General features: G+C 35.3%; 26 protein-coding genes. 15 read left to right on the plus strand and 11 right to left on the minus strand.

Annotated features, from left to right (window positions below; translation table 11 throughout):
• Position 1: 1 nt before the first annotated feature.
• The 7 genes from ACZDYH_RS06745 to ACZDYH_RS06775 form a co-directional block, all read right to left on the minus strand.
• Positions 2-421, minus strand: a complete 420-nt coding sequence (locus ACZDYH_RS06745; protein ID WP_000532267.1) for a disulfide formation protein C — start codon at positions 419-421, stop codon at positions 2-4.
• A 158-nt stretch (positions 422-579) separates the two neighbouring features.
• Complete coding sequence (locus tag ACZDYH_RS06750; RefSeq protein WP_001195459.1) at positions 580-828, minus strand: YhdB family protein; 249 nt, start codon at positions 826-828, stop codon at positions 580-582.
• Positions 829-948: 120 nt separating this feature from the next.
• Positions 949-1,461: a PCYCGC domain-containing protein gene (locus tag ACZDYH_RS06755; protein ID WP_000761027.1), complete on the minus strand. Its 513-nt coding sequence runs from the start codon at positions 1,459-1,461 to the stop codon at positions 949-951.
• Between the two features lie 45 nt (positions 1,462-1,506).
• Positions 1,507-2,616: a GerAB/ArcD/ProY family transporter gene (locus ACZDYH_RS06760; RefSeq protein ID WP_001095034.1), complete on the minus strand. Its 1,110-nt coding sequence runs from the start codon at positions 2,614-2,616 to the stop codon at positions 1,507-1,509.
• A 16-nt stretch (positions 2,617-2,632) separates the two neighbouring features.
• A complete protein-coding gene (locus ACZDYH_RS06765) occupies positions 2,633-3,718 on the minus strand; it encodes a Ger(x)C family spore germination protein (RefSeq protein WP_000722252.1) in 1,086 nt (361 codons plus the stop codon).
• Positions 3,715-5,232 carry a spore germination protein gene (locus tag ACZDYH_RS06770; RefSeq protein WP_434713522.1) on the minus strand — a complete coding sequence of 506 codons (1,518 nt, stop codon included), beginning with the start codon at positions 5,230-5,232 and terminating at the stop codon, positions 3,715-3,717. Before ACZDYH_RS06770 ends, ACZDYH_RS06765 begins: the two co-directional genes overlap by 4 nt.
• Before the next feature lie 125 nt (positions 5,233-5,357).
• Positions 5,358-5,954 (minus strand): hypothetical protein, encoded by a 597-nt coding sequence (locus ACZDYH_RS06775; protein WP_000276964.1) that lies wholly within the window; start codon positions 5,952-5,954, stop codon positions 5,358-5,360.
• 238 nt (positions 5,955-6,192) lie between these two features.
• Between ACZDYH_RS06775 and ACZDYH_RS06780 the strand changes: the two genes are divergently transcribed.
• From ACZDYH_RS06780 to ACZDYH_RS06790, 3 genes are all read left to right on the plus strand, one after another.
• Positions 6,193-6,753 (plus strand): nitroreductase family protein, encoded by a 561-nt coding sequence (locus tag ACZDYH_RS06780; protein WP_000214821.1) that lies wholly within the window; start codon positions 6,193-6,195, stop codon positions 6,751-6,753.
• Between the two features lie 114 nt (positions 6,754-6,867).
• Complete coding sequence (gene spoVR / locus ACZDYH_RS06785; protein WP_001202693.1) at positions 6,868-8,286, plus strand: stage V sporulation protein SpoVR; 1,419 nt, start codon at positions 6,868-6,870, stop codon at positions 8,284-8,286.
• A 107-nt stretch (positions 8,287-8,393) separates the two neighbouring features.
• Entirely contained in the window at positions 8,394-9,656 is a 1,263-nt protein-coding gene (locus ACZDYH_RS06790) for a neutral/alkaline non-lysosomal ceramidase N-terminal domain-containing protein (protein ID WP_069604138.1), read from the plus strand.
• A gap of 108 nt (positions 9,657-9,764) precedes the next feature.
• On the opposite strand, the gene ACZDYH_RS06795 is transcribed toward ACZDYH_RS06790, so the two are convergent.
• Positions 9,765-10,235 carry a MarR family winged helix-turn-helix transcriptional regulator gene (locus tag ACZDYH_RS06795; protein ID WP_065224725.1) on the minus strand — a complete coding sequence of 157 codons (471 nt, stop codon included), beginning with the start codon at positions 10,233-10,235 and terminating at the stop codon, positions 9,765-9,767.
• A gap of 146 nt (positions 10,236-10,381) precedes the next feature.
• Here ACZDYH_RS06795 and ACZDYH_RS06800 point away from each other — a divergent pair, with 146 nt between their 5' ends.
• The 11 genes from ACZDYH_RS06800 (at position 10,382) to ACZDYH_RS06850 (ending at position 18,112) form a co-directional block, all read left to right on the plus strand.
• Positions 10,382-10,966 (plus strand): DUF3238 domain-containing protein, encoded by a 585-nt coding sequence (locus tag ACZDYH_RS06800; protein WP_102956470.1) that lies wholly within the window; start codon positions 10,382-10,384, stop codon positions 10,964-10,966.
• A 135-nt stretch (positions 10,967-11,101) separates the two neighbouring features.
• Positions 11,102-11,686 carry a DUF3238 domain-containing protein gene (locus ACZDYH_RS06805; protein WP_434713524.1) on the plus strand — a complete coding sequence of 195 codons (585 nt, stop codon included), beginning with the start codon at positions 11,102-11,104 and terminating at the stop codon, positions 11,684-11,686.
• A 197-nt stretch (positions 11,687-11,883) separates the two neighbouring features.
• Positions 11,884-13,548, plus strand: coding sequence for a CoA-disulfide reductase (cdr, locus tag ACZDYH_RS06810; protein WP_434713526.1), 1,665 nt, complete (start codon positions 11,884-11,886; stop codon positions 13,546-13,548).
• A gap of 184 nt (positions 13,549-13,732) precedes the next feature.
• On the plus strand, positions 13,733-13,996 hold the full coding sequence (locus ACZDYH_RS06815; protein ID WP_000456206.1) for a metal-sensitive transcriptional regulator: 264 nt from the start codon (positions 13,733-13,735) through the stop codon (positions 13,994-13,996).
• Positions 13,997-14,084: 88 nt separating this feature from the next.
• On the plus strand, positions 14,085-14,645 hold the full coding sequence (locus ACZDYH_RS06820) for a sulfurtransferase TusA family protein (protein ID WP_000023948.1): 561 nt from the start codon (positions 14,085-14,087) through the stop codon (positions 14,643-14,645).
• A gap of 38 nt (positions 14,646-14,683) precedes the next feature.
• Positions 14,684-15,808 carry an MBL fold metallo-hydrolase gene (locus ACZDYH_RS06825; RefSeq protein WP_434713529.1) on the plus strand — a complete coding sequence of 375 codons (1,125 nt, stop codon included), beginning with the start codon at positions 14,684-14,686 and terminating at the stop codon, positions 15,806-15,808.
• A 27-nt stretch (positions 15,809-15,835) separates the two neighbouring features.
• Positions 15,836-16,066, plus strand: a complete 231-nt coding sequence (locus ACZDYH_RS06830) for a sulfurtransferase TusA family protein (RefSeq protein WP_002093886.1) — start codon at positions 15,836-15,838, stop codon at positions 16,064-16,066.
• Positions 16,067-16,104: 38 nt separating this feature from the next.
• On the plus strand, positions 16,105-16,464 hold the full coding sequence (locus ACZDYH_RS06835; RefSeq protein WP_434713531.1) for a rhodanese-like domain-containing protein: 360 nt from the start codon (positions 16,105-16,107) through the stop codon (positions 16,462-16,464).
• Between the two features lie 14 nt (positions 16,465-16,478).
• Positions 16,479-16,775 (plus strand): rhodanese-like domain-containing protein, encoded by a 297-nt coding sequence (locus ACZDYH_RS06840; RefSeq protein WP_000661810.1) that lies wholly within the window; start codon positions 16,479-16,481, stop codon positions 16,773-16,775.
• 60 nt (positions 16,776-16,835) lie between these two features.
• Positions 16,836-17,315: a DsrE/DsrF/DrsH-like family protein gene (locus ACZDYH_RS06845; RefSeq protein ID WP_000437746.1), complete on the plus strand. Its 480-nt coding sequence runs from the start codon at positions 16,836-16,838 to the stop codon at positions 17,313-17,315.
• Positions 17,316-17,347: 32 nt separating this feature from the next.
• Positions 17,348-18,112: a sulfite exporter TauE/SafE family protein gene (locus ACZDYH_RS06850; protein WP_086395480.1), complete on the plus strand. Its 765-nt coding sequence runs from the start codon at positions 17,348-17,350 to the stop codon at positions 18,110-18,112.
• 32 nt (positions 18,113-18,144) lie between these two features.
• Here ACZDYH_RS06850 and ACZDYH_RS06855 read toward each other — a convergent pair whose 3' ends face one another.
• Both ACZDYH_RS06855 and ACZDYH_RS06860 read right to left on the minus strand, forming a co-directional pair.
• The gene (locus ACZDYH_RS06855) at positions 18,145-18,585 is read right to left on the minus strand and encodes a hypothetical protein (RefSeq protein ID WP_000642362.1); all 441 of its coding nucleotides are present in this window, start codon (positions 18,583-18,585) and stop codon (positions 18,145-18,147) included.
• Positions 18,586-18,733: 148 nt separating this feature from the next.
• Complete coding sequence (locus tag ACZDYH_RS06860) at positions 18,734-19,933, minus strand: LCP family protein (protein ID WP_000437390.1); 1,200 nt, start codon at positions 19,931-19,933, stop codon at positions 18,734-18,736.
• Between the two features lie 314 nt (positions 19,934-20,247).
• Between ACZDYH_RS06860 and ACZDYH_RS06865 the strand changes: the two genes are divergently transcribed.
• Complete coding sequence (locus tag ACZDYH_RS06865; protein WP_139849201.1) at positions 20,248-21,243, plus strand: YhdH/YhfP family quinone oxidoreductase; 996 nt, start codon at positions 20,248-20,250, stop codon at positions 21,241-21,243.
• A 37-nt stretch (positions 21,244-21,280) separates the two neighbouring features.
• Here the strand turns inward: ACZDYH_RS06865 and ACZDYH_RS06870 are convergent, their stop codons facing one another.
• The gene (locus ACZDYH_RS06870; protein WP_000456269.1) at positions 21,281-22,936 is read right to left on the minus strand and encodes a Na/Pi cotransporter family protein; all 1,656 of its coding nucleotides are present in this window, start codon (positions 22,934-22,936) and stop codon (positions 21,281-21,283) included.
• Between the last annotated feature and the right edge of the window lie 18 nt (positions 22,937-22,954).

Below are 22,954 nucleotides of genomic sequence, written 5' to 3' on the forward strand. Positions count from 1 at the left end.
CTTATTTGTTTTTGATGACAATAAAGCTACAAACAGCGATTGTAATAAAGCCGATAAGTGCTAAAAACGGGATTGTCACAAAGCCGAACCAGTTTATGTATTCTCCCGTACATGGTACACGTCCACAAGCTGCCCCAGCGGCTGAAAATGCTGCGACTTTTTGAATTGCATAGTGATATAAAGAAATACAAGCACCAATAGTTGCGATAGGTAAAGAATAAGTTGCGATGCGATAGTCTTTCTTTGCTACAGCGATACCGAGCCATAAAACGAATGGATACATAAAAATACGTTGATACCAACAAAGAACACAAGGCTCAAATTTCATGATTTCGGAAAAATAAAGACTTCCTAGTGTAGCGATAAAAGAAGCTCCCCATGCGGTAAGTAAAGCATATTCTTGCTTTTTTTCTCGTCCCATATTTTATACCTCTCTTATAATAGTTACATACTAAATTATAGTATGAAGTGGTATGGAAAAGAAAGAAAAAATATGTTTATCAATAAAAGTTTTATAAGAGGGAACTTTTATTAATATTAATAAAAGCGCTACCCTCCTAAAGAGAATAGCGCTATAGTTTACATTTGAATTTGTTCTACTTCTTCTACATGCGACTTTTGGGATGCATGATCAATATATTGAAATAGGAGCTGCAATTGTTTATCAACTTCTGGTAGTTCCTTGCTGTATTGATAAGCGTGTAAAAAATGCTCAATACGCTTAGAAAATAATTGATCGTTCGTTTGAACCATGAGAACGAGTAATTTATCCCAATTACAGCAATACGTGTAATAGAGAGCTTTATCATAGTCGTTATATGTTTGCACTGTGTACCCTCCTTACCGAGAGTTATATATAGTGTGTGATAAGTAAGGAGAAATACACTTGAAAGAATTTGTTAAGAAAAAAAGTGAATGAAAAGAAAAAACGAGGAGTTTCCTCGTTTTTTAAGCTTTTGGCATTGGCGTAGGTGTTGGTTTGCCATAGCCTTCTTTATATTTATTATCGATATAGTTACGAATTTCTAGCGTTGATTTTCCTTTTTGTTTCATGGAAGCAGATTCAACTGCGATTTCTAGGCAATTGACGCAAGTCGTTGCGTGGGAATCCCAAACAACTTCACCATTCTTTTTAATTTCACGGATAAAGCAGTTTTTATTATTTTTATGTCCTACACTTTCGCCGCAACCACAATAGCATGGAATCCAATCTAATAGCTCTACATTTTGTCCAGCCACGGTGTAGATATCTTTCATTTGTGGATCAAGCTTATCTAGGAAGGTCGGAAGTGTGTCGACTCCTTTTGTTTTCTCTTGAATGTCAGCTTGCTGAGTGTGCGATGCGTGGTCATGTTCTTCTTTTTTTGATTCAGAAGATTTTTGGTCATTTGTACCAGTACTTCCGCATCCAGCAAGAATTAAGCTTAGTACTGCAAGTAAAGAAAATACATACTTTTTCATTCGCTTGTCCCCTTTACAAATGTATTAATCAAATTGTATCAGAGATTACGGTGTATCGGTTGAAGATTTTTTTGACTGATTTTTGAAGCGCCACCTTAGCGAATGAACTAGAAATAAAATTGGGATATAAGCGTATACAATATACAATCCCGCTTGAGATAGTACAGTATTTAATGCGTTGATACTTTCCCGATTTTTAAAAAATAAAGAAGCTGTAAAAACGATGAAAATAAAAAATGGTAGTGTAAATTTAAATGAAATATGAAAGGAACGCTTCATCGTTTGACATGATGACCAAATAGTTAAACAAAGATTCGGCAAAATTATTAAAAACCAAACAAAAATAATAATATATTCGAACCGTTGAATAAAAGGAACTTTAATTATTTTTAACATCGTTAAAGTAGGCCAAATAGTGTGATTCAATTGTCCTTCACTATAATACATAAATGATACAATAGCTAAAACTACATAAATTAGAGTGCTAAAAACAATCCCTGCGTGAGCCCATCTTTTTAAAGATTTTCCTTTTTCAATAAAGGGATAGAAGATAAGAATTGTTTCAAATCCGAGAAATTCTAATGCAGATTGTTTTGCTGACACAAGTATGTCGAAAGGGGAATGCGTAAAAATAGGTAAAATATTACGAAAATGTGCATACTTCATCGGATAGACTAAAAAGAATACAACGAACATAGGAAGAACAATACCCCAAAAACATATCCCTGTCACAGAACGGAAGCCACCTTTTATAATGTAGTAAGTGACCAATAAAAACATTAGGGTAAGTTTCCATAACTTAATGGTAGGAAAGATCCAAACTTGTATTACTTCCATATATGTACGAAGAACAGTAAGGCAAAATAATAAGCAATAGAGAGTGAAAATTACAGAAAATATAGAGCCAATCCATTTTCCAAAGGTTGTTGTATGAATGCTAATTAAATCTCCGTCTTTTTCAAGCATTTTTAACATACAAAACAGTACAATATGAGTTGCAATACCTGCAATAATAAGAGAAATCCAAGCATCATAACCTGCATTTTTCAAAATTACACGTTGATATCCGAGAATTCCTATTCCGATTTGGAGAGAATGCAATAAAATAAATGCAAAATATGGAGAGACAGTTTTTGTTTTATTCATTGTATTCATTGCTCATTTCACCTCACTATTCCCCGATTCCAGATTGTACAATATTAAGATCTAAATTTATATCCACCGCTACATTTTGATACATATTTCGAATTTGTTTTATATTCCATTTTCTCGTATGGCTTCTAATTTCATCTCGTATTCCTAAAGGATCAATTTTCTTTTCTTGAAATTGTTTTATTAAATCTTCACAGTCTTTTTCAACATTTCGTTCAATTTGTTTTTTTATATAGTTGATATTTGTTTTTTTTCTTAGATCAATCCAATTTGGAGAGTTTTTAATTAATCCATTTAATTTTAAATGGATTTTTACTTTTGGTATGTCGCCAGTTTGATCTATATCATACTTATTTTCCCCAGCTAAGTTTTGTATAACAACCATACCTTTATGTTTATCCTTTGTTATCGCTGCTTCGTAACGTCCATTTTTCGTAGGGTTAATAAGTAATTTTGCTAAAACAGAATGTCTTTTATCCGTATACATAACGACTTTATCGCCTTTTAAAAAAGCAAGTCCTTTGACAGCGACGGAATGATTATCGTCCATTTTAAGATAAGGGACATAGGCATCACATACAGAAGAGTAGTAATTATATAAAAAAATGTCTAATGCGGTTTGTGGAATGTTCTCATTTCGGATATTTTGTTCAAGTAAATCAGCAATGTATAAAGATCCATTTTTTTTTCCGTAATTTAAAAGTTCCTCAGCTGATCCATCTACAATTGCTAGTTGTACATCGCGCCCGATATTTGGGTCACGTTGTAAGTTAGTAATAATCTCTCCCATTCCGCGTTCTCCTAGAGCCTTTCCAAATAGGACGACACGCATTTGACCTACAACGACATTGTGAGGTGATTTTGCATTTAATCGTGAAGCGATTGTCTCAAGTGAACGGGCAGATGTTGATTGAGTTTCTGGTTTAGACTTTACACCATGTGTGTACTCTGGGAAGAGAATAGTTCCTTGGAATCTTTTGTTTTTTGTGATGTCAAATCCAGCGACATGAATAATACGCTGCGTATCTACTATATACGTTTGTGTACAGCCAGTTTGTAAAATGAAGAAGATAATGATAATAAGGTGCAATAAAATTTTCTTCATTCATTCTCACCATCACGTTTTTGCTTCGATTTGTTTGGATTGTAGCGCCATTTTGATTTTGGTCTAAGAAAAGAAGGTCTTTGTGCCGTTTGACTAAATGGTAATCGAAGAAAACCTTCTGCTGTACCTAAACCACGAAATGGATATAAAGGTAACAAATAAGGTGATCCAAGCGATTTTAATTTAATTAAATGAGCTAAAATAAATACAAATCCGACAGCGAGGCCTAATCCTCCGAATGCACCGGCTAAAAGAATAAGCGGAAAGCGTAACAACCGGATAGTAGAAGACATCTTTACTGTTGGTGTTGTGAAAGATGCAAGAGCAGATAAAGCAACTGCAATTAATAAAATTGTACTTGTCAAAGCTGCCTCCACGGATGCTTGGCCAATTACAATCCCCCCAACAATTCCGATTGTTTGTCCGACTTTTGTCGGTAAACGCGCTCCAGCTTCACGGAGCAATTCAATTGTAATTTCTAAAAAGAGTGCTTCTAGAATAGGAGGAAAAGGTACGTTAGCTCTCGAGAAAATAATAGGACCTAGTAAATCGGCAGGGATCATTTGATAATGATATGTTAAAGCCGCTGTATAAATAGCGGAGGAAAAAAGAGAAAATATAGCTCCGAAAAAACGAATAATACGAAAGAACGATCCAATCATCCACGGTAAATAATAATCTTCTGGTGAAATGAAAAAATCCAGTAACGTTGTTGGTCCTGATAAAGCATATGGAGAGCCATCTGTTAAGATTAAAACTTCCCCATTAATTAATGCAAATACAGCTCGATCTAATCGTTCTGTAGGTAATAGAACAGGAAAAGGTGAATTGCTATTATCACTAATAAATTGCTCAATCATAGTTGAATCAAATGGGACATCAAAGTCAATGTCTTCTAGCCGTTGAATTGCGGTGTTGACAAATTGTTCATTTGTAATTCCTTCTATATAAGCAACTGCTACTTTCGTTTTTGATATAGATCCGACGGTAACTTCTTTAAAAATGAGTTGCTCCGTTACGATATTTCGGCGTAATAAGTGGATATTTGTATCAAGATTTTCAACGAAACCGATTTTAGGCCCGATTACACTATACTCATTTTCTGTATCGTTATATAATCGTTTTCCTAAAACAGTACTTTCGGCACGAATTAAAGCATATTGATCAGGATTCGAATTGTTTTTTAAGCGTATTAAAATATATCCACCTAATAATTTTTCACGAATATCATCAATAGAAGGGGAGGTAATAATGTCTTCAATAGAGATGATATTACATAAATCAGAGATGTTTTGGATTTGTTCCGATTCTTTTTTTATAGGAGTTAAAATAAATTGTTTAATAATAAGTGCTTCCACGACAGATTTATAATAAAACAAGCACAACGTTTCATCTTTAAGTATGTTATAAGAGACAAAATCGCTTGATTCTTTCATGGTTTTTATAAATTCTGGGATAGAACAAAGTGTTTTTGTATTAGTCTTTTTTGATTTTTTAGATGATAAACCGAACATTTTCTCACCCCTAACATATATCATTTACTTGTGTTAGTTTTTGGGAAATACGGGAATTTATACTTAAAAATTGAAAGTTCATAAAGAAAAGGAAGAGTGGTGAATGGCTCTTCCTTTTTAGCATTTTAATTTGTTTTTTGTTCTTTAATAGACTTCACTAATTTCATCATTTCCGCTCGTATATCTTCTCTTTTTACATTTAATTTTTCGGCAATTTGTTTAATGTCCATTCCATCTTTTTTCATCTTTAATACATCATCAAGAGGAGTATTGCTTTTTTGAGAGATGATTGTTAACACAGTAAGATGACGCAATTTGATGTTATATTCTTTCATTTTTTGCTTTAGCTGATCCGGTGTGGATTTTTGCATAGTTGCTAACTGTTGTAGCAGTGCTTGCTTTGTTTCTTTATTCATATGATGCTTTTTCAGCTTACTTGGATCTATACCGAAATGCTCGGCTGTTTTCTCCCAAGATTTATTTTGCTTATAGTAAGCTAAAACATCTTTTATTTCTTTATTACTAATTCTTGCAATATGAGCAGCTTTCCAAATTTCATGTTTGTTATAGCCGAGTTTTTCTAGCGATTGCATTTCTTCTTCTGAAATTGGGTTATGGTGATGCAGTGTTACTTCTTTTGGCGTGGCAGCGGATATAGGGAAGGTGGATATCCCGCATAATAATGCTGCCATAGTCATACAAACAGCGATTTTTTTGTACATGTAAACTCCTCCTAGATGGATAATGTAGAAAACTGTACACATATCATTTCCATAAAATGTGAAATACTTGTGAACAAGCTAAGTTTTTTTATTCACAGCATGAAATGACGTTTTTAGAAGTTTTCCAACATAAAACATTGATTAATAGTAAAAAACTAAGGTATAATCGAAATTGAAAATCAATATCAATACTAACGATAAACTTATACATATAGATAAAAATAAGGGAGAGATAAATATGACTACATATACTTCCATCGCAAATGTGATTAAAGAAAGACGTTCTGTACGTACATTTACAGATAAAGCAGTAGAAAAAGATTTATTAATTGAACTATTAAACGACGCAACATGGGCACCTAATCATAAGCACCGTGAACCATGGAATTGTAAACTATACATCGGAGAAGGCCGCAAGAAATTAGTAGACGCAGTATTAAACTCTTTCACAGAAGAAGAAAGAGCGAAACGCGGTAAAATTTTATCAGATCGTTTTTTAAGCACACCTGCACAAATCGTTGTATATATGAATGAAGATCCACGTCAAATTCAGCGTGACGAAGATTACGCTGCAACATGTGCATTTATGCAAAACTTCCAACTTCTTGCTTGGGAACGTGGATTAGGTTGTGTTTGGAAATCAGGCGGATTAAACTACAATCCATTATTTATAGAAGGAATCGGTTTAACAAGAGGCCAACGTATCGTTGGAATTCTTCATATCGGCTATTTCGATAAAGCACCAGAAGGAAAAGCTCGTACTCCGATTACGGAGAAGATGGAGATTATTGAAGGTTAATAGATGAGACATTCTCGTTTTTGCGGGGGTGTCTTTTTATTATGCAATCAATCCTCATGAAAGCTTGTTCTTCATCATACACTTTCTTAAGGGAAAGTGTAAGGAGGGAAAATAATGAGAGCAAGTGACGATAAAGCACTGCAATATGCGATTGCGGAAATTACGGAAATTGCGACTGGATTTGGGCTTGATTTTTATCCGATGCGTTATGAAATATGTCCAGCGGAAATTATTTATACATTTGGTGCATATGGGATGCCGACAAGGTTTTCACATTGGAGTTTTGGAAAACAATTTTTCAGAATGAAATTACAATACGATTTAGGACTTAGTAAAATATACGAACTCGTTATTAACTCTGATCCATGTTACGCCTTTTTATTAGATACGAACTCTTTAATTCAAAACAAATTAATTGTAGCGCACGTTTTAGCACACTGTGATTTCTTCAAAAATAATATTCGTTTTTCAAATACGAAGCGAGATATGGTAGAGAGTATGGCGGCAACAGCGGACCGTGTGAAAGCGTATGAGCATAAGTACGGAAAGGCAGAGGTAGAAACATTTTTAGATGCCGTACTTGCCATTCAAGAGCATATTGATCCGTCGCTTATGCGTCCGAAGCTCGCATGGAGTATTGATGATTTAGAAGATGAAGAAGTAGAAAAGAAAAAGGTGTCGCAATACGATGATTTATGGAATTTAGATAATCGCAATAAAAAGCAGGAACGTTCTAATGTGCGTAAAAAGAAGAAAATTCCACCACAACCAGAGAAAGATTTACTGCTCTTTATTGAAGAATATAGCCGTGAGTTAGAAGATTGGCAGCGTGATATATTAACGATGATGCGCGAAGAAATGTTATATTTTTGGCCACAGCTTGAAACGAAAATCATGAACGAAGGCTGGGCATCCTACTGGCATCAACGCATACTTCGTGAAATGGACTTAACCTCTGATGAAGCTATTGAATTTGCGAAATTAAATGCAGGTGTTGTACAGCCATCAAAAACAAGTATTAATCCATACTACCTAGGTATTAAAATCTTTGAAGATATTGAAGAACGGTACAACAATCCAACAGAAGAAATGAAGCGACGAGGCGTAAAACCAGGATCTGGCCGTGACAAAATGTTTGAAGTACGCGAAATTGAATGGGACGTATCGTTCCTAAGAAACTACTTAAATAAAGATCTTGTTATGCGAGAAGATATGTACTTATTCCAGCGCCAAGGAAAAGAATATAAAGTAATAGATAAAGAATGGGAAAATGTGCGTGATCAACTTGTAAATATGCGGACAAATGGTGGGTTCCCGTACTTAGTAGTAGAAGATGGAGACTACTTAAAGAACGGAGAATTATACATTAAACATAGTTACGAAGGAATCGAGCTCGATTTAAAATACTTAGAAAAGGTATTACCATATCTTCATCAGCTATGGGGAAGAACGGTGCATATGGAGTCTATTGTGGAGAGTAAGGGCGTTGTGTTTTCTTATGATGGGAAGATGGTGCATCGGAAGTATGTGTGAGGGGAAGAACGGACATAGGATACTGTGTCCGTTCTTTTTATTTGGAACTAAGTTAAATATGTTATTCTTGAAAAAAGGGAGTTACATAGAGAAATGGAGAGGTTCAAATGGGCAAAGTAGGGGTAGGTAAGGTGGATATTACGCCGCCTATAGGTATTGATTTTGTCGGATACCATAGAGAGACAGGAATAAATAATATTGAAGAACGTATTTATGGAACGGTTTTTGTATTTGAAAAAGATGAAATGAAAACTGTGTTTATAAGCATTGATAATATTGGAATGTTAATAGAAGATACGAATATGATTCGTGAGCGAGTAGCAAGAGAACTTCATGTTCCATTTGAGCAAATAACAGTTGTTTATACACATACCCACTCTGGTCCAGAAACGGTCGGTGATAATCCGCTCGTACAGTCGTATAAAACGATTTTAGTAAATAATGTAGTACACGGTGCTGTTACTGCGAATAAAAACTTGAAGCGATGCGAAGTAGGCTGGGGTGTTACGACAGGTGATATTGGGGTCAACCGAAGAGAGCGAACATCTGATGGAAGAGCAAAGATGGGCACAAATATAGGTGGTGTTGTAGATAAACGAATTGGCATGTTAGCAATAAGAGATGCTGAAACGAAGGAGTTCTCTGGGATTGTAGTATTTTGTACGGCGCATCCGAATGTTTTAAAAGGTGATAGTGATGTATTATCAGCAGACTATCCGGGGATGACAAGAGAGATTCTTGAGAAGACCGTAAATTGTCCTGTTATGATTGTTCAAGGTGCTGCTGGTAATGTGAATGCGAAGTATCGAGGTTCAAGGAAAGCATTAAAACAAATGGCTCACATACTTAGTGGACATATATTAACGATGCTTCCAACAGTTATTTATAGCCCGATTGTAAATGTAAGAACAGTTTCGAGTACGATGCAAATGAAGTTGAAGGATATTCCTGAAATTGATGAGATACGAAGCATGGCCCAGTTAGCTGAAGAGCAGTGGGGTGTGAATACGGATGAATGGCTTACTATCGTTTTAGAGAAATATAAGCAAGGTATTCGGCAATTAAGTATCAATTTAGAAGTGCAACTGTTTCAAGTTAATGATGGTATGTTTTCAGGTGTACCGATGGAACCTTTTTCGGAAACGGCATTAGAAGTGAAAGAGAATCTTCAAAATGAATTAGCTTTCTTTGGTGGATATACGAATGGATATATTGGTTACTTACCAACGAAGGAAGAATTCTCATATGGTGGGTATGAAGTGGAATTAAACCCTGTTGTGTATGGACCGGTTACGAATTTATTGATGCCATCGGAGGAGAATACAGCGGAGTTGGTTGTGAAGAGAGTTATGGAATTATATACCGCGTAAAAAATATATTCAGTAGAATAAAATGTAAAGAAATTCATGATTTTTAATACAGCTATAGAAAAACGAATCCATTTTGAAGAAGATGAATTAAAATGGATTCGTTTTTGTTTACCAGACAGGTCGTATATTTGATGATAATTTCTCTGTATTTTCTTTAGTAACGAATGTTGTTAAATCTTCTTTTAGCATTTGCATTCGTTCTGTACCTATGTTTTCAATCCAGCGCTGCTCTATTTCAGCTACTATTTCTTCTTTTGCTTTCATTACTGACAAACCACGTTCGGTTAAAACGATGATTTTACCTCTTTTATCAGTAGGATGTGTTTTGCGTGTAACGTAGCCATTACTCTCAAGAGAATCCACCATTTTACTTACAGCTTGTTTGGAAATCCCCAAATACTCAGCTAGCTCTATACCAGTTGCCCCATTAGGAAGGATGCGTTTGAACATAAAACCATGTGCTGGCCTAATATCCTCAAATCCTAATTCACTTAATTTGTCATGTAGCTCAGTAATTAATGTGCTAAATGATAATGATAAAAGCGATGTAAGATCTAACTCGTTAAATGTTTGATCCATATATATAACCTCCGCACTTGTAGTCAATTAAGTTGACTATATGTAATACCTATTGTACTATACATAATATAGTCAATCAAATTGACTATATTATGTCGGTAGAACAAATAATGATTTATATAATATAGAATCAATGGAGGTTTCACATGGTTAATATCGTGAAAATTAGAGGGAGTGTATTTGCACCGTATGCATCGCTGGAACCTATTAAGAACCCTACAACAGGAAGAGTGTTTGAATATGCTGGAGATGCACGTGAGTTTACACCACAAGCTGTGAACACAAAGCGTTCAAGGTTAGAACAAGAAGTGAATATTGATTTTTATAAAAGAGAAATTTTCACATATGCAGATGCTTGTATCGTCACCGTGAAGATTACAAATTCAGATGGCTCAATTGAGTATCAAAAGGGAGAAACAAGTACAGAAAACATTGTATGTACAAATATTGTATGGAGTGAAGATGAAGTTTCATTTGAAATGAGAGCAAGTGCAAGTAATCCTTTAAACGCAGCAGCACCTGCAGCTGATTATTTTTTGACTATACGAGCTAATGAAAGTGGTACTGTGAATATTGAAGGTGTACATGATGGTTTCCCTTGCTATGAATTTTATAAACAAGTAGATTTTGGTTCGTTTGAATTGATATACACACATGATTTCAGAAAAACGGATGATACCCCAGCAGCACTAGCTGGAGAGATGGAATATAGCTTTAAAACGACAGTCTAAACATAAATATAGCGTTATTTTTTAGAAAGAAATAGAAAAGTAAAAGAGAAATCTAGTGGTTTTAGGATTGAAATTATGGTCTGTTTTATTTAATAAGCATTCAGCATCTAAAATAAAATTATAGAGGTGTTTCTTATGACTAATATCGTGAAAATTAGAGCCAGTGTATTTATTCCAATGTCTTGGACTGAGGCTAAGAAGAATATGGAAACAGGAAAAGTAATTCAATTCGAAGGTGATTCACGTGAATTCACACCGTATGCGGTAAATGCGATGCGCTCTAGAGTTGAGCAAGAGGTAGTAGTTGATTTCTATAAAGAAGAAGTGTTTTCATATGCGAACACGGGTATTACGACCGAGAAGATTACAAGTCCAGATGGTTCTGTGAGTAAAAGAACAGGGAAAGCAAGTACAGAAAATATTGTGTGCACTGATATCACATGGAATTCTGAAGGTGTGCAATTCAAAATGAGTGCGAGTGCAAGTAATCCATTAAATGTATATGCACCTCCTGTGGATTATGTATTAAATGTATGTGTGAAACAGGATGGTAGTATTGATATTCAAGTGGAGCATGATGGATTCCCTTGTTTTGAATTTTATAAGCAAGTAGATTTCGGTTCATTTGAAAAAATATATACACATGATTTTAGAGAAACTGGTGATACAGCGGCAGCCCTAGGCGGGAATATGGAGTATAGTTTTACAAAGAGATTATAGGAAGTATGACGATAGAACGATGGATTGCTTCATTCGTAAAGAACTTGGAAATATCTAAGTTCTTTTTTTGTTTCAAATTTGTGAAAGAAAGACATATTGATTGAAAATAAATTTTTTATACTCTATCATATACCCATACAGGTATATGTTTTTCTGTGTGATGCATGAGAAAATTAAATAATATGGAGGTTCGAAATATGTCTAGAAAAATTGTTGTAGTGGGCGGAGTTGCTGGCGGGGCATCAGTAGCTGCAAGGCTTCGTCGTTTAAGTGAGGAAGATGAAATTATTATGGTTGAACGCGGTGAATACATTTCGTTCGCAAACTGTGGATTGCCATATTATATTGGCGGTGTCATTACAGAAAGACAAAAGTTATTAGTACAAACTGTTGAAAGGATGTCAAAACGTTTTAATTTAGATATACGTGTATTGAGTGAAGTTGTAAAGATTAATAAAGAAGAGAAAACAATTACGATAAAGAATGTAACTACAGATGAAACATATAACGAGGAATATGATGTTTTGATTCTTTCACCAGGGGCGAAACCAATTGTTCCACCTATTCCGGGCATTGAAGAAGCGAAGGCGTTGTTTACGTTACGAAATGTACCTGATACAGATCGTATAAAAGCGTATATTGATGAGAAGAAACCACGTCATGCGACGGTTATTGGTGGAGGATTTATTGGAGTGGAAATGGTTGAGAATTTAAGAGAACGCGGGATTGAGGTTACTCTTGTAGAGATGGCAAATCAAGTGATGCCACCAATTGATTACGAAATGGCGGCATATGTACATGAGCATATGAAGGTGCACAATGTTGAGCTTGTTTTTGAAGATGGTGTAGATGCGTTAGAAGAGAATGGGACTGTTGTACGTTTAAAAAGTGGCTCAGTTATAAAAACAGATATGATTATTTTAGCAATTGGTGTACAACCAGAGAGTAGTTTAGCGAAAGATGCAGGATTATCATTAGGAGTTAGAGGAACGATAAAGGTAAATGAGAAATTTCAAACATCTGACCCATATGTATATGCAATTGGTGATGCGATTGAAGTGAAAGATTTTGTTACAGAAACAGAAACGATGATTCCTTTAGCGTGGCCCGCTAATCGTCAAGGTCGTATGTTAGCAGATATTATTCATGGCCATACAGATTCTTTATATAAAGGTACGATGGGAACTTCTGTGGCTAAAGTTTTTGATTTAACAGTTGCTTCGACTGGAGTAAATGAGAAAATATTAAAACGATTAAATATACCCTATGAGGTAGTACATGTACAGGCAAATTCTCATGCAGGATACTATCCGAATGCTACGCCAGTGCTAATAAAATTAATTTTTAATAAAGATAGCGGAAAGATTTACGGAGCACAGGCTTTAGGGCGTGACGGGGTAGATAAGCGTATAGATGTTATCGCGACGGCAATGAAGGCAAACTTAGCTGTAATCGATTTACCAGATTTAGAATTATCATATGCCCCGCCGTATTCTTCTGCAAAAGATCCAGTAAACATGGTGGGGTATGCCGCAAGTAATATAGTAGATGGTTTTGTGGAAACGGTACAATGGCATGAAATAGATCGTATTGTTGACAATGGTGGATATCTTATAGATGTTCGGGAGCCCAATGAACTAAAACAAGGAATGATTAAAGGCTCTATTAATATTCCGTTAGATGAATTACGTGATCGATTGGATGAAGTGCCAATGGACAAAGAAATATATATCACTTGTCAACTTGGTATGAGAGGGTATGTTGCAGCGCGCATGTTAATGGAAAAAGGATATAAGGTAAAGAATGTAGATGGTGGTTTTAAATTGTATGGGACAGTACTGCCAGAACGTGTTGTATATTGATATTTTTCATTTTCTACTTCAAGATTTAGTGGAAGATAAAAACTTATAGATTAAGGTTTTATTTTTTGTTTTGCGAACATATAAGGTGAAAATTTAAAATAGGGGTTTACAAAATACCCTATAGGGTATAATATATTGTCATAGGTTATAAATAGTGACATAATGGTAATGAGGTGATTATAGGATGGAATATAATCAAGATATGAAAAATAGATTGAAACGTATTGAAGGTCAAGTTCGTGGTGTGCTTCGTATGATGGAAGAAGGAAAGGATTGCCGAGAAGTTATTACACAGTTAACGGCATCTCGTTCTGCCCTTGATCGTACAATTGGGCTCGTTGTTGGAACGAATTTAGAGCAATGTTTGCGTGAACAGTTTGAAAGTGGTAATGGTTCAAATGAAGAGTTAATTAAAGAAGCTGTTCAATTACTTGTAAAAAGCCGATAATCTGTCAAACATAATTGTTGACAGATTTTCAAAAACACTTTAATATACCCCTACGGGTATATGTATATGAATTGTGGAGGAATCGATTATGAGTATAAAAGTGGATATGAGTTTAGATTGTAAAGGGTTGGCTTGTCCGATGCCGATTGTGAAAACGAAGAAGGCGATAGAAGGATTAGCACCAGGGCAAGTGATTGAAGTTAAGGCGACAGATAAAGGATCTACGGTAGATATAAAAAGTTGGGCGGGTAAAGTAGGACATCAATATATAGGGACGAAACACGAGGGTGATGTATTGGTGCATTATGTTAGGAAAGCAAACGAGCATGAAGTGAATGAAGTTGTGAAATATCCACATACAATTACGAATGCAGAATTACAGTCTATATTGTCTCATGGAGAAGAGAGCATTGTATTAGATGTTCGCGAAGCAGCGGAATTTGCTTTTGGTCATATTCCATCCGCCATTTCGGTACCATTAGGTGAATTAGACAGCGCAGTATTAGATAAGACGAAGCAAATTTATGTTATTTGCCGAACTGGTAATCGCAGTGATATAGCTTGCCAAATGTTGAAAGAAAAAGGTTATTCAAATGTGAAAAATGTCATTCCAGGTATGTTAGAGTGGCAAGGGAATATAGAGAAATAAATTTTTTTGAATAAAAATATACCTATGGGGGTAATAGAATGAGTGTTAAACCGTTACAAGCAAAAGATGTGGCAGAGAAAGTGTTATTCGGAGAGTTATTCATTTTAGATGTTCGTAATGAGGCGGATTATGAAGATTGGAAAATTGAAGGGAAACAAGTTTCTTCTATTAATAGACCTTACTTTGACTTGTTAGATGGTGTAGATCATATTGTAAGTGAATTACCTAAAGATGTTTTAGTAGTATGTGCAAAAGAAGGGTCTTCTATATTTGTGGCAGAGCAATTAACAGAGGCTGGATTAGAAAATATTTATTATTTAGCTGGTGGCATGAAGGCTTGGAGTGAATATGTAAAGCCTATAAAAGTTGGAGATTTAAAAAATGGTGGAAGTATGTATCAGTTTAACCGCCTTGGAAAAGGCTGTTTATCTTATATGGTCGTTTCAAATGGTGAAGCAGCAGTTATTGATGCAGTAAGAACAGCCGAGGCATATGAAGAATTTGCGAAAGAGCATGGCGTTACGATTACGAATGTAATGGATACACATTTACATGCAGACCATATTTCCGGAGGACGTAAGTTAGCGGAAAAGGTAGGTGGTACGTATTGGTTACCACCAAAAGATGCAGAGGAAGTTGTTTTTTCATACGAACCGCTTGTTGAAGGATCTGTTATTACGGTGGGGGGGACTAAAATTGTAATTGACGCATTATACTCACCAGGACATACGATTGGAAGTACGTCATTCATTGTAGATGATTCTTATTTATTATCAGGCGATATTTTATTTGTAGATTCAATTGGGCGTCCTGATCTTGCTGGTAAGGCTGAAGATTGGGTGAGTGATTTACGTAATACTTTGTATAGCCGATATAAAGAGCTATCTCAAAATTTAGTTGTGTTACCGGCTCATTATTCAAAAATAAGTGAAATGAACGAAAGTGGTATTGTTAGCGCAAAATTAAAAGATTTGTTTGCGAATAATGCGGGGTTAAATATTGAGGATGAGGTAGAGTTCCGTAAAACTGTAACAGAAAACTTACCACCTCAGCCAAATGCATATGAAGAAATTCGTCAAACCAATATGGGTAAAATTCACCCAAGTGTGGATAAAGAGCGTGAAATGGAGATTGGTCCAAATCGTTGTGCAGTGCACGAATAATGAAATAAATAAAAAATGGAGGAATTGATGATGAATATAAAACAAGTGTTAGATGCGAAAGGTTTAGCATGTCCAATGCCGATTGTAAGAACAAAGAGAGCAATGGATGCTCTACAAACTGGAGAAGTGTTAGAAATACATGTAACGGATAAAGGGTCAGTTAAGGATATTCCAGCGTGGGCAAATAAATGTGGCCATGACATCGTAAAGCTTGAAGAAGAAGGCGATGTGCTGAAGTTTTGGATTAGGAAGGCGTAGTGAAGCAATAGTTTTGTAAATATAGAGAGGTTGGTTATATGAACACAATATTAAGTATGCTTTTTATTGTACTTGCTGCATGGTTTGTTATTTCACGATTTTTACCAGTGAAAGGTGTGCAAAATATAAATGGCAAAGAATTGAAAAGTATAGTGGGGAAAAAGGGGAAGTATTTTATTGATGTCCGTACAGTAGGTGAGTATAGAGGGAATCATATGAAAGGCTTTCAAAATATCCCCCTAAATGATCTAGCAAGTAAGGCGAATCAATTAGATAAGAATAAGGAAGTAATCGTTATTTGCCAAAGTGGAATGAGAAGTAAGCAAGCAGCAAAGGTATTGAAAAAACTAGGGTTTCAGCAAGTAATAAACGTTTCAGGTGGTATGAATGGTTTGTGAGGAGGAAATGTAAAATGAAAGAAATGACTACAAAAGAATTAGAAGAAAAATTGTTGCGTAAAGAAGCGGTAAATATTGTGGATGTACGTGAAGTAGAAGAAGTAGCTGAAGGGAAAATTCCAGAAGCATGTAATATTCCACTAGGACTATTAGAGTTTCGTATGCATGAATTAAATAAAAATCAGGAATATATTATCGTTTGTCGTTCAGGCGGGAGAAGTGCAAGAGCTGTTCAATTTTTAGAAAGTTACGGTTTTCAAGTAATCAATGTGGTAGGTGGTATGTTAGCTTGGGAAGGAAAAGTAGAATAGGGAGAAACAATTTTTTATAAATTAAAAAATACCCCTATAGGTAATTGGAGGGAGAACAATATGGAACAACAGAAGAAAACAACAATCGTTTTATTTAGCGGAGATTACGATAAAGCAATGGCTGCTTATATTATTGCAAATGGTGCAGCGGCGTATGATCAAGAGGTAACTATTTTTCATACTTTCTGGGGATTAAATGCTTTAAGGAAAGATGAATATGTGAATGTAAAGAAAACATTTATAGAAAAAGTATTTGGAAGAATGATGCCACGCGGTGCTGATAAGATGGGGTTATCCAAAATGAATTTTGCTGGTATGGGACCAAAGATGATTAAAGGCATTATGAAAAAGCATAATGCAATGCCTTTGCCAGATTTAATTGATTTGGCAAAAGAACAGGGGATTAAACTTGTAGCTTGTCAAATGACAGTAGATTTATTAGGGTTAAAAGAGGAAGAGATTATGGAAGGCGTAGAGTTTGCAGGTGTAGGGGCATATTTAGCAGATGCTTCGGATGGGAATGTAAACTTATTCATTTAATCATCTTCTTTTTAGAAGGAGGGGGATGTAAGGTGAGTGGAGTATTATTACTTTTTATAATTGGGTTTGTAGGATCGTTTATATCAGGAATGGTTGGAATTGGCGGTGCAATTATTAATTATCCGATGATCTTATATATTCCAGTATTGTTAGGATTTACTGGCTATACGTCACATGAAGTGAGCGGTATTACAGCAGTACAAGTATTCTTTGCAACTTTTGCAGGTGCCTGGGCATATCGGAAAAGTACTGATATGAATAAAATGTTAGTTGTGTATATGGGAGCTAGTATATTAATAGGAAGTTTTATAGGAAGTTTTAGTGCAAATCTATTAGATGAACACGCTGTAAATGTTGTTTATACAGTATTGGCGACCATTGCAGCTATGATGATGTTTGTACCGAAGAAAAATAATAGTGGAGCAGTTAAGTATAATAAATGGTTAGCAAGTGTGTTAGCGTTTATTGTAGGAGGTGTTTCGGGCATTATTGGAGCTGGCGGTGCGTTTCTTTTAGTTCCTATTATGCTAGTTATTTTAAAATTACCATTGCGCATGACGATAGCGACATCTATTGCTATTACGTTTATTTCCTCAGTAGGGATTACGACTGGAAAAGTGATTACTGGACAAGTAGTTATCATTCCAGCTCTAATTATTGCGGTTGCAAGTATATTTGCTGCGCCACTTGGAGCGCGAGTCGGGAAGAGGATAAATCAAAAAGTACTACAATATATGTTATCGATTTTAATTGTCGGCACTGCTGTTAAGATGTGGATTGATATGATATCGAAATAAAAGGATGGGCTGCTTGCAGCCCATCCTTTTATTTATGCCCAAATAACTTTCATTAAGTTTTTATATTCGTCATTCGCTAATTTATATAGCATTCTCGTATGTTCAAAGACAAGTGCTGGATTAAAGTTTGGTTCTGAGAATGCAAGAGATGTTGAAATATCAATTGCATTTTGCTTATTTAATGTGAATTTTGCAAAGCGATAAGATGTATTTAATTCATTGATGACATGTAAAATATCATTTGTTGATGTTGCATCAGGTACGTGAGCAACATTGAAGCAGTATATATCCACCGTAGGATGTTCGTTTTGGAAAGCAGCGATAAGTTGAATTTTTGCGCCAGCTTCAGTCTCTAATCCTACTGAAAAATGAACAGAGCCATCATTTTCATCTATATTTTCTTCCATGTATATATCGTTGGATTTTAAGTAGTCTTTAAAATCTGAGATGTTATGTTTTACTGCAGCTTTCATATGTATGAGCCCCCTGATAATTGGAATAGATTGCTACTATTTATTATAATTTAAAAATATTAAAAAAGATAGTTAGAAAGTTCTGATTTTTAATTCTGAAGAAATAAAAAGAAGCCGTACTCTACCTCCATAGAGTACGGCTTCTTTACTATTCATTGTCGTTAGACGATGTTTCTGTATCTTCACTGCTATTTTTGTTCTTATTTTTCACTTCATTGTTACTTGATTCGCGTTCACTTGAATTTTCAGACTTAGATTCTTTTGTCTTTTTCGAATCAGAGTCTGAGTCAAACTTTGTATATGCAGGTAGTCCAAGATGAGTACGAAGTTCATTTGTAACATTAGCTAATTCTTTTTTATCTGGATTGTAGTAGTAAGTTCGACCACCACCAGCAGATTTGCTACAAGTATCGTCACCTTTTGCCATATAGCAATCATCACCTTGGATTTGTAATTTCTCAATTTCCGAATCCGATCCATATTTATAGAATGAAAGCATATCATCAAATGTTAAGTTTGTAACGAATTGGCCGTTAATATCATCAATGATGTTGCCAACTTTTGTTACAGAACCAACACTTGTTAGTTTCTTTAAAATAGCCTCGATAACGAGTTGTTGACGTTGTCCACGCATTGCATCACTATCGATGTGTCTTGTTCTAGCAAGAGCAAGAGCTTCTTCGCCATTTAGCTTTTGAACACCTTTTTCTAGGTGAATAGCCTCAGCATTATCATTGCTATCTTGCTCAGTAAATTCAACTGGTACATCAACTTCAACACCGCCCAAGTCATCGACGATTTTTATAAATGATTTAAAGTTGAATTTTACAAAATAATCGACAGGAACATTCATTAATTTTTCAACTGCATCAATGCTTGCTTGTGGTCCACCATTTTTTCCGTTTTTAGCAGAACCGAATGCATGAGCGTGTGTAATTTTATCTTTTTTCTTTTCTATTGGAATATAAGTATATGTGTCACGTGGGATACTTAATAGTTTAACAGTTTTGCTATCTTTATTAAATGTTGCAAGTAAAAGCGCGTCTGTTCTTATAGCTTCACCATATTCTTTTCCACGGACATCGCTTTCATCAACACCCATTATTAAAACAGAGACATTGTTTGTAATAGGTTTTACAGCCTTATCACGTAAATCAGATTTATCACCGCGTGCTAAATCGTGTGCGGCATTTCGAACAGCAGAAGATGCTTTATTTACTAAAAACCAAGTATAACCGCCGCCTATTAATAAAACGAATAGTATAGCGCTTATAATAATTTTTATTTTTTTCTTATTTTTTTTCGGTTTATTGCGTGTATTTTCTTGCAAAGATGGGTTTTGCTCCATTTCCTGTACTCCTTCATTTGGATTGAAATACGACACTCATATCCACTTATTATAATGAAATTTAGCGAAAAAAAACATTACAAAACATTTACATTTCGTAAAAATTCAATATATTTATAAAAAGTCAGATTTTCTATATTATATTTTTGAGATGTAGAATAAGTATAAGTTGTTTTAGTAGAAATGAAAATATATATTGTGAGAAAGTGATAGAGAAGTAAGATTTGTTGAAATATAGCCAAGAAGAAACGAGTAGGTTTACTAAGTTTTTCTATATAATAAAGAAGAACTTTACGGATAAAGGAGAGAGCATAATGAATCATACATCATTCCGAGCAATCGTTGTGAACGAAAAGGAAAATCATCAGTTTGTAAGAAAAGTTGTTGAGAGAGAAGTAAGTAGTTTACCTGAAGGAGACGTGTTAATACAGGTTCATTATTCTTCATTAAATTATAAAGATGCTCTTTCAGCTACTGGTAATAAGGGTGTTACGAGAACATATCCTCATACGCCAGGAATTGATGCTGCAGGAGTGGTTGTGAGTAGTGAAGAGGCTACCATTAAAGCAGGAGATCAAGTTATTGTAACGGGATATGACTTAGGTATGAATACCTCTGGTGGTTTCGGAGAATATATTCGCGTGCCATCATCTTGGGTCGTGCCTTTACCGGAAGGAATGTCATTAAAGGAAAGTATGATGTATGGGACAGCAGGTTTTACTGCGGCTTTGTCGGTATATAAGCTTATTGGAGCAGGAATCAAGCCTAGTATGGGAGATGTTTTAGTAACGGGTGCTACAGGCGGCGTAGGGAGTGTAGCTGTTAGTATATTAAGTAAGTTAGGGTTTAACGTAGTAGGAGCGACAGGAAAAATGGAAGAGGAAGATATGCTACTACGTCTAGGAGTGAAAAAAGTGATTCATCGCGCGGAATTGAATGATGAATCAGGAAGACCGATGTTAAAAGGGATATACGCGGGAGTTATCGATACTGTAGGTGGACATATGCTAGAAACAGCTTTAAAAACAGTAAAGTATGGTGGTTGTGTAACGACATGCGGTAATGTGGCAGGCCAGGAACTACAAACAACGGTATATCCGTTTATTTTACGAGGCATAAGCCTTTTAGGGATAGATTCCGTGCAATGCCCAGTAGATGTGAGAAGAGATGTTTGGACGCTTTTAGCGAAAGAATGGGGAAATAAAGAGTTACTATCTTATACAGAAGAATGTACATTAGAAGAATTAGAGAAGAAGTTTGCACTTATATTGCAAGGAAAGTTAAAAGGAAGAACAGTTGTTAAAATATAATGAAAAAAGAGACGCTTAAGTTAGCGTCTCTTTCTTATTATAATGATTGTTTTAGATTGATTTTTCCTTGTTCACCTAAAACACCGTCAGCGATATTTACAGCGTGATCGCCAATGCGCTCTAAGTTACTTACCATATCGACGAAGATGATACTTGCATCACCTGAACAGCTGCGTTCGTTTAGACGTAATACGTGACGTTTACGAAGAACACGTTCCATTTGGTCGATTTTGCGTTCTTTGGCAATAACAGTTTGAGCTAGTTCAGTATCGAAGTTTGTTAAAGCTTCAACTGAGTCTTGTAGTGTTGAAATTGTTAACTCAAGCATTTCGTTTAATTCAGCTAATGCTTCATCTGATAGTGAAACACGGTTTGAAATTTGGAAATCTACAAGTTCTACAAGGTTTTCTACATGATCACCGACACGTTCAATATCTCCAACAACACCTGCTAAAACAGAATGTTTTTCAGAATCTGTAGGTGAAAGTGGCTTTTCTGATAGTAAAACTAAATACTCGGTAATTTTTTTATCTAAATTGTTAATAGCTCCTTCTAATTGAGTAGCCATGTTTGCGTGTTTTTTGTCTTGTGTATTTAAAAATTGATTTGCTTCTTTTAATCCATGTAATGAGAACTCAGCCATACGGATAATCTCTTTTTGAGCTTCAGTTAAAGCGATGGCTGGAGATTGTTCAATAAAGATTGGATTTAAATGTTGTGGTTTGAAGTCAATCGCTGCATCTTCACCACGAATAATTTTTGTTACGATCCATGCTAACACTGCAATGAACGGGAATTGAATGATTGTATTTGTTACGTTAAATGTTCCGTGTGCAAATGCAATAGTCATTTCTGGATTCAAGTTTAATGATGTTTGGAAATATTGAATTAAACTTGTAAATGGTATTAATAAAATTGTAAAGATAATTGTACCGATAATATTAAAGATAACGTGAACTAATGCTGCACGTCTTGCTGCAATTGAAGTACCGATTGCTGCTAATACAGCTGTAATTGTTGTACCGATGTTATCACCGAATAATACAGGAAGAGCTGCTTGTAAATCGATTGCACCTTGCCCGAATAGTTCTTGTAAAATACCGATAGTTGCACTTGAGCTTTGTACAATTAAAGTAAAGACTGTACCGACAACAATTCCTAAAATTGGATTATCACTCATGCTAACTGTTAATTCTTGGAATGATTCTAAAGAACGAAGAGGTTTCATACCTGCACTCATTAACTCTAAACCGAAGAATAACATACCAAAACCGAATACAACTTGACCTACAGAATGTACTTTTTTATTTTTAAAGAAGAATAGTAAGATTGCTCCAATTGCCATAACTGGGAGAGCATATTCTCCGATTTTAATTCCGATAATAAATGCAGTAACTGTCGTACCGATGTTTGCACCCATAATAACACCGATTGCTTGTCTTAATGTCATAAATCCGGCACTTACAAGTCCGACTGTTAAAGCGGTTGTTCCTGAACTGGATTGGATTAATACAGTAACTAACATACCTGCTAGTACACCCATAAGTGGGTTTGTTGTAAAACGATCTAGAATATCGCGAAGACGATCTCCAGCTGCTTGTTGCAGTCCATCGCCCATGTATTTAATCCCGAATAAGAAAATACCTAATCCACCAATGAACTGGAAGATCATATCTTGAACATTATATTCCACGCATTCCACTCCTTAAAT

Source organism: Bacillus sp. EB V-12, from assembly GCF_056158125.1.

Coding starts and splice junctions, on each gene's coding strand:
- ACZDYH_RS06745 (WP_000532267.1), bottom strand. CDS start 421: ATGGGACGAGAAAAAAAGCAAGAATATGCTTTACTTACCGCATGGGGA.
- ACZDYH_RS06755 (WP_000761027.1), bottom strand. CDS start 1,461: ATGAAAAAGTATGTATTTTCTTTACTTGCAGTACTAAGCTTAATTCTT.
- ACZDYH_RS06760 (WP_001095034.1), bottom strand. CDS start 2,616: ATGAATACAATGAATAAAACAAAAACTGTCTCTCCATATTTTGCATTT.
- ACZDYH_RS06765 (WP_000722252.1), bottom strand. CDS start 3,718: ATGAAGAAAATTTTATTGCACCTTATTATCATTATCTTCTTCATTTTA.
- ACZDYH_RS06770 (WP_434713522.1), bottom strand. CDS start 5,232: ATGTTCGGTTTATCATCTAAAAAATCAAAAAAGACTAATACAAAAACA.
- ACZDYH_RS06775 (WP_000276964.1), bottom strand. CDS start 5,954: ATGTACAAAAAAATCGCTGTTTGTATGACTATGGCAGCATTATTATGC.
- ACZDYH_RS06780 (WP_000214821.1), top strand. CDS start 6,193: ATGACTACATATACTTCCATCGCAAATGTGATTAAAGAAAGACGTTCT.
- spoVR (WP_001202693.1), top strand. CDS start 6,868: ATGAGAGCAAGTGACGATAAAGCACTGCAATATGCGATTGCGGAAATT.
- ACZDYH_RS06790 (WP_069604138.1), top strand. CDS start 8,394: ATGGGCAAAGTAGGGGTAGGTAAGGTGGATATTACGCCGCCTATAGGT.
- ACZDYH_RS06795 (WP_065224725.1), bottom strand. CDS start 10,235: ATGGATCAAACATTTAACGAGTTAGATCTTACATCGCTTTTATCATTA.
- ACZDYH_RS06800 (WP_102956470.1), top strand. CDS start 10,382: ATGGTTAATATCGTGAAAATTAGAGGGAGTGTATTTGCACCGTATGCA.
- ACZDYH_RS06805 (WP_434713524.1), top strand. CDS start 11,102: ATGACTAATATCGTGAAAATTAGAGCCAGTGTATTTATTCCAATGTCT.
- cdr (WP_434713526.1), top strand. CDS start 11,884: ATGTCTAGAAAAATTGTTGTAGTGGGCGGAGTTGCTGGCGGGGCATCA.
- ACZDYH_RS06815 (WP_000456206.1), top strand. CDS start 13,733: ATGGAATATAATCAAGATATGAAAAATAGATTGAAACGTATTGAAGGT.
- ACZDYH_RS06820 (WP_000023948.1), top strand. CDS start 14,085: ATGAGTATAAAAGTGGATATGAGTTTAGATTGTAAAGGGTTGGCTTGT.
- ACZDYH_RS06825 (WP_434713529.1), top strand. CDS start 14,684: ATGAGTGTTAAACCGTTACAAGCAAAAGATGTGGCAGAGAAAGTGTTA.
- ACZDYH_RS06830 (WP_002093886.1), top strand. CDS start 15,836: ATGATGAATATAAAACAAGTGTTAGATGCGAAAGGTTTAGCATGTCCA.
- ACZDYH_RS06835 (WP_434713531.1), top strand. CDS start 16,105: ATGAACACAATATTAAGTATGCTTTTTATTGTACTTGCTGCATGGTTT.
- ACZDYH_RS06840 (WP_000661810.1), top strand. CDS start 16,479: ATGAAAGAAATGACTACAAAAGAATTAGAAGAAAAATTGTTGCGTAAA.
- ACZDYH_RS06845 (WP_000437746.1), top strand. CDS start 16,836: ATGGAACAACAGAAGAAAACAACAATCGTTTTATTTAGCGGAGATTAC.
- ACZDYH_RS06855 (WP_000642362.1), bottom strand. CDS start 18,585: ATGAAAGCTGCAGTAAAACATAACATCTCAGATTTTAAAGACTACTTA.
- ACZDYH_RS06860 (WP_000437390.1), bottom strand. CDS start 19,933: ATGGAGCAAAACCCATCTTTGCAAGAAAATACACGCAATAAACCGAAA.
- ACZDYH_RS06865 (WP_139849201.1), top strand. CDS start 20,248: ATGAATCATACATCATTCCGAGCAATCGTTGTGAACGAAAAGGAAAAT.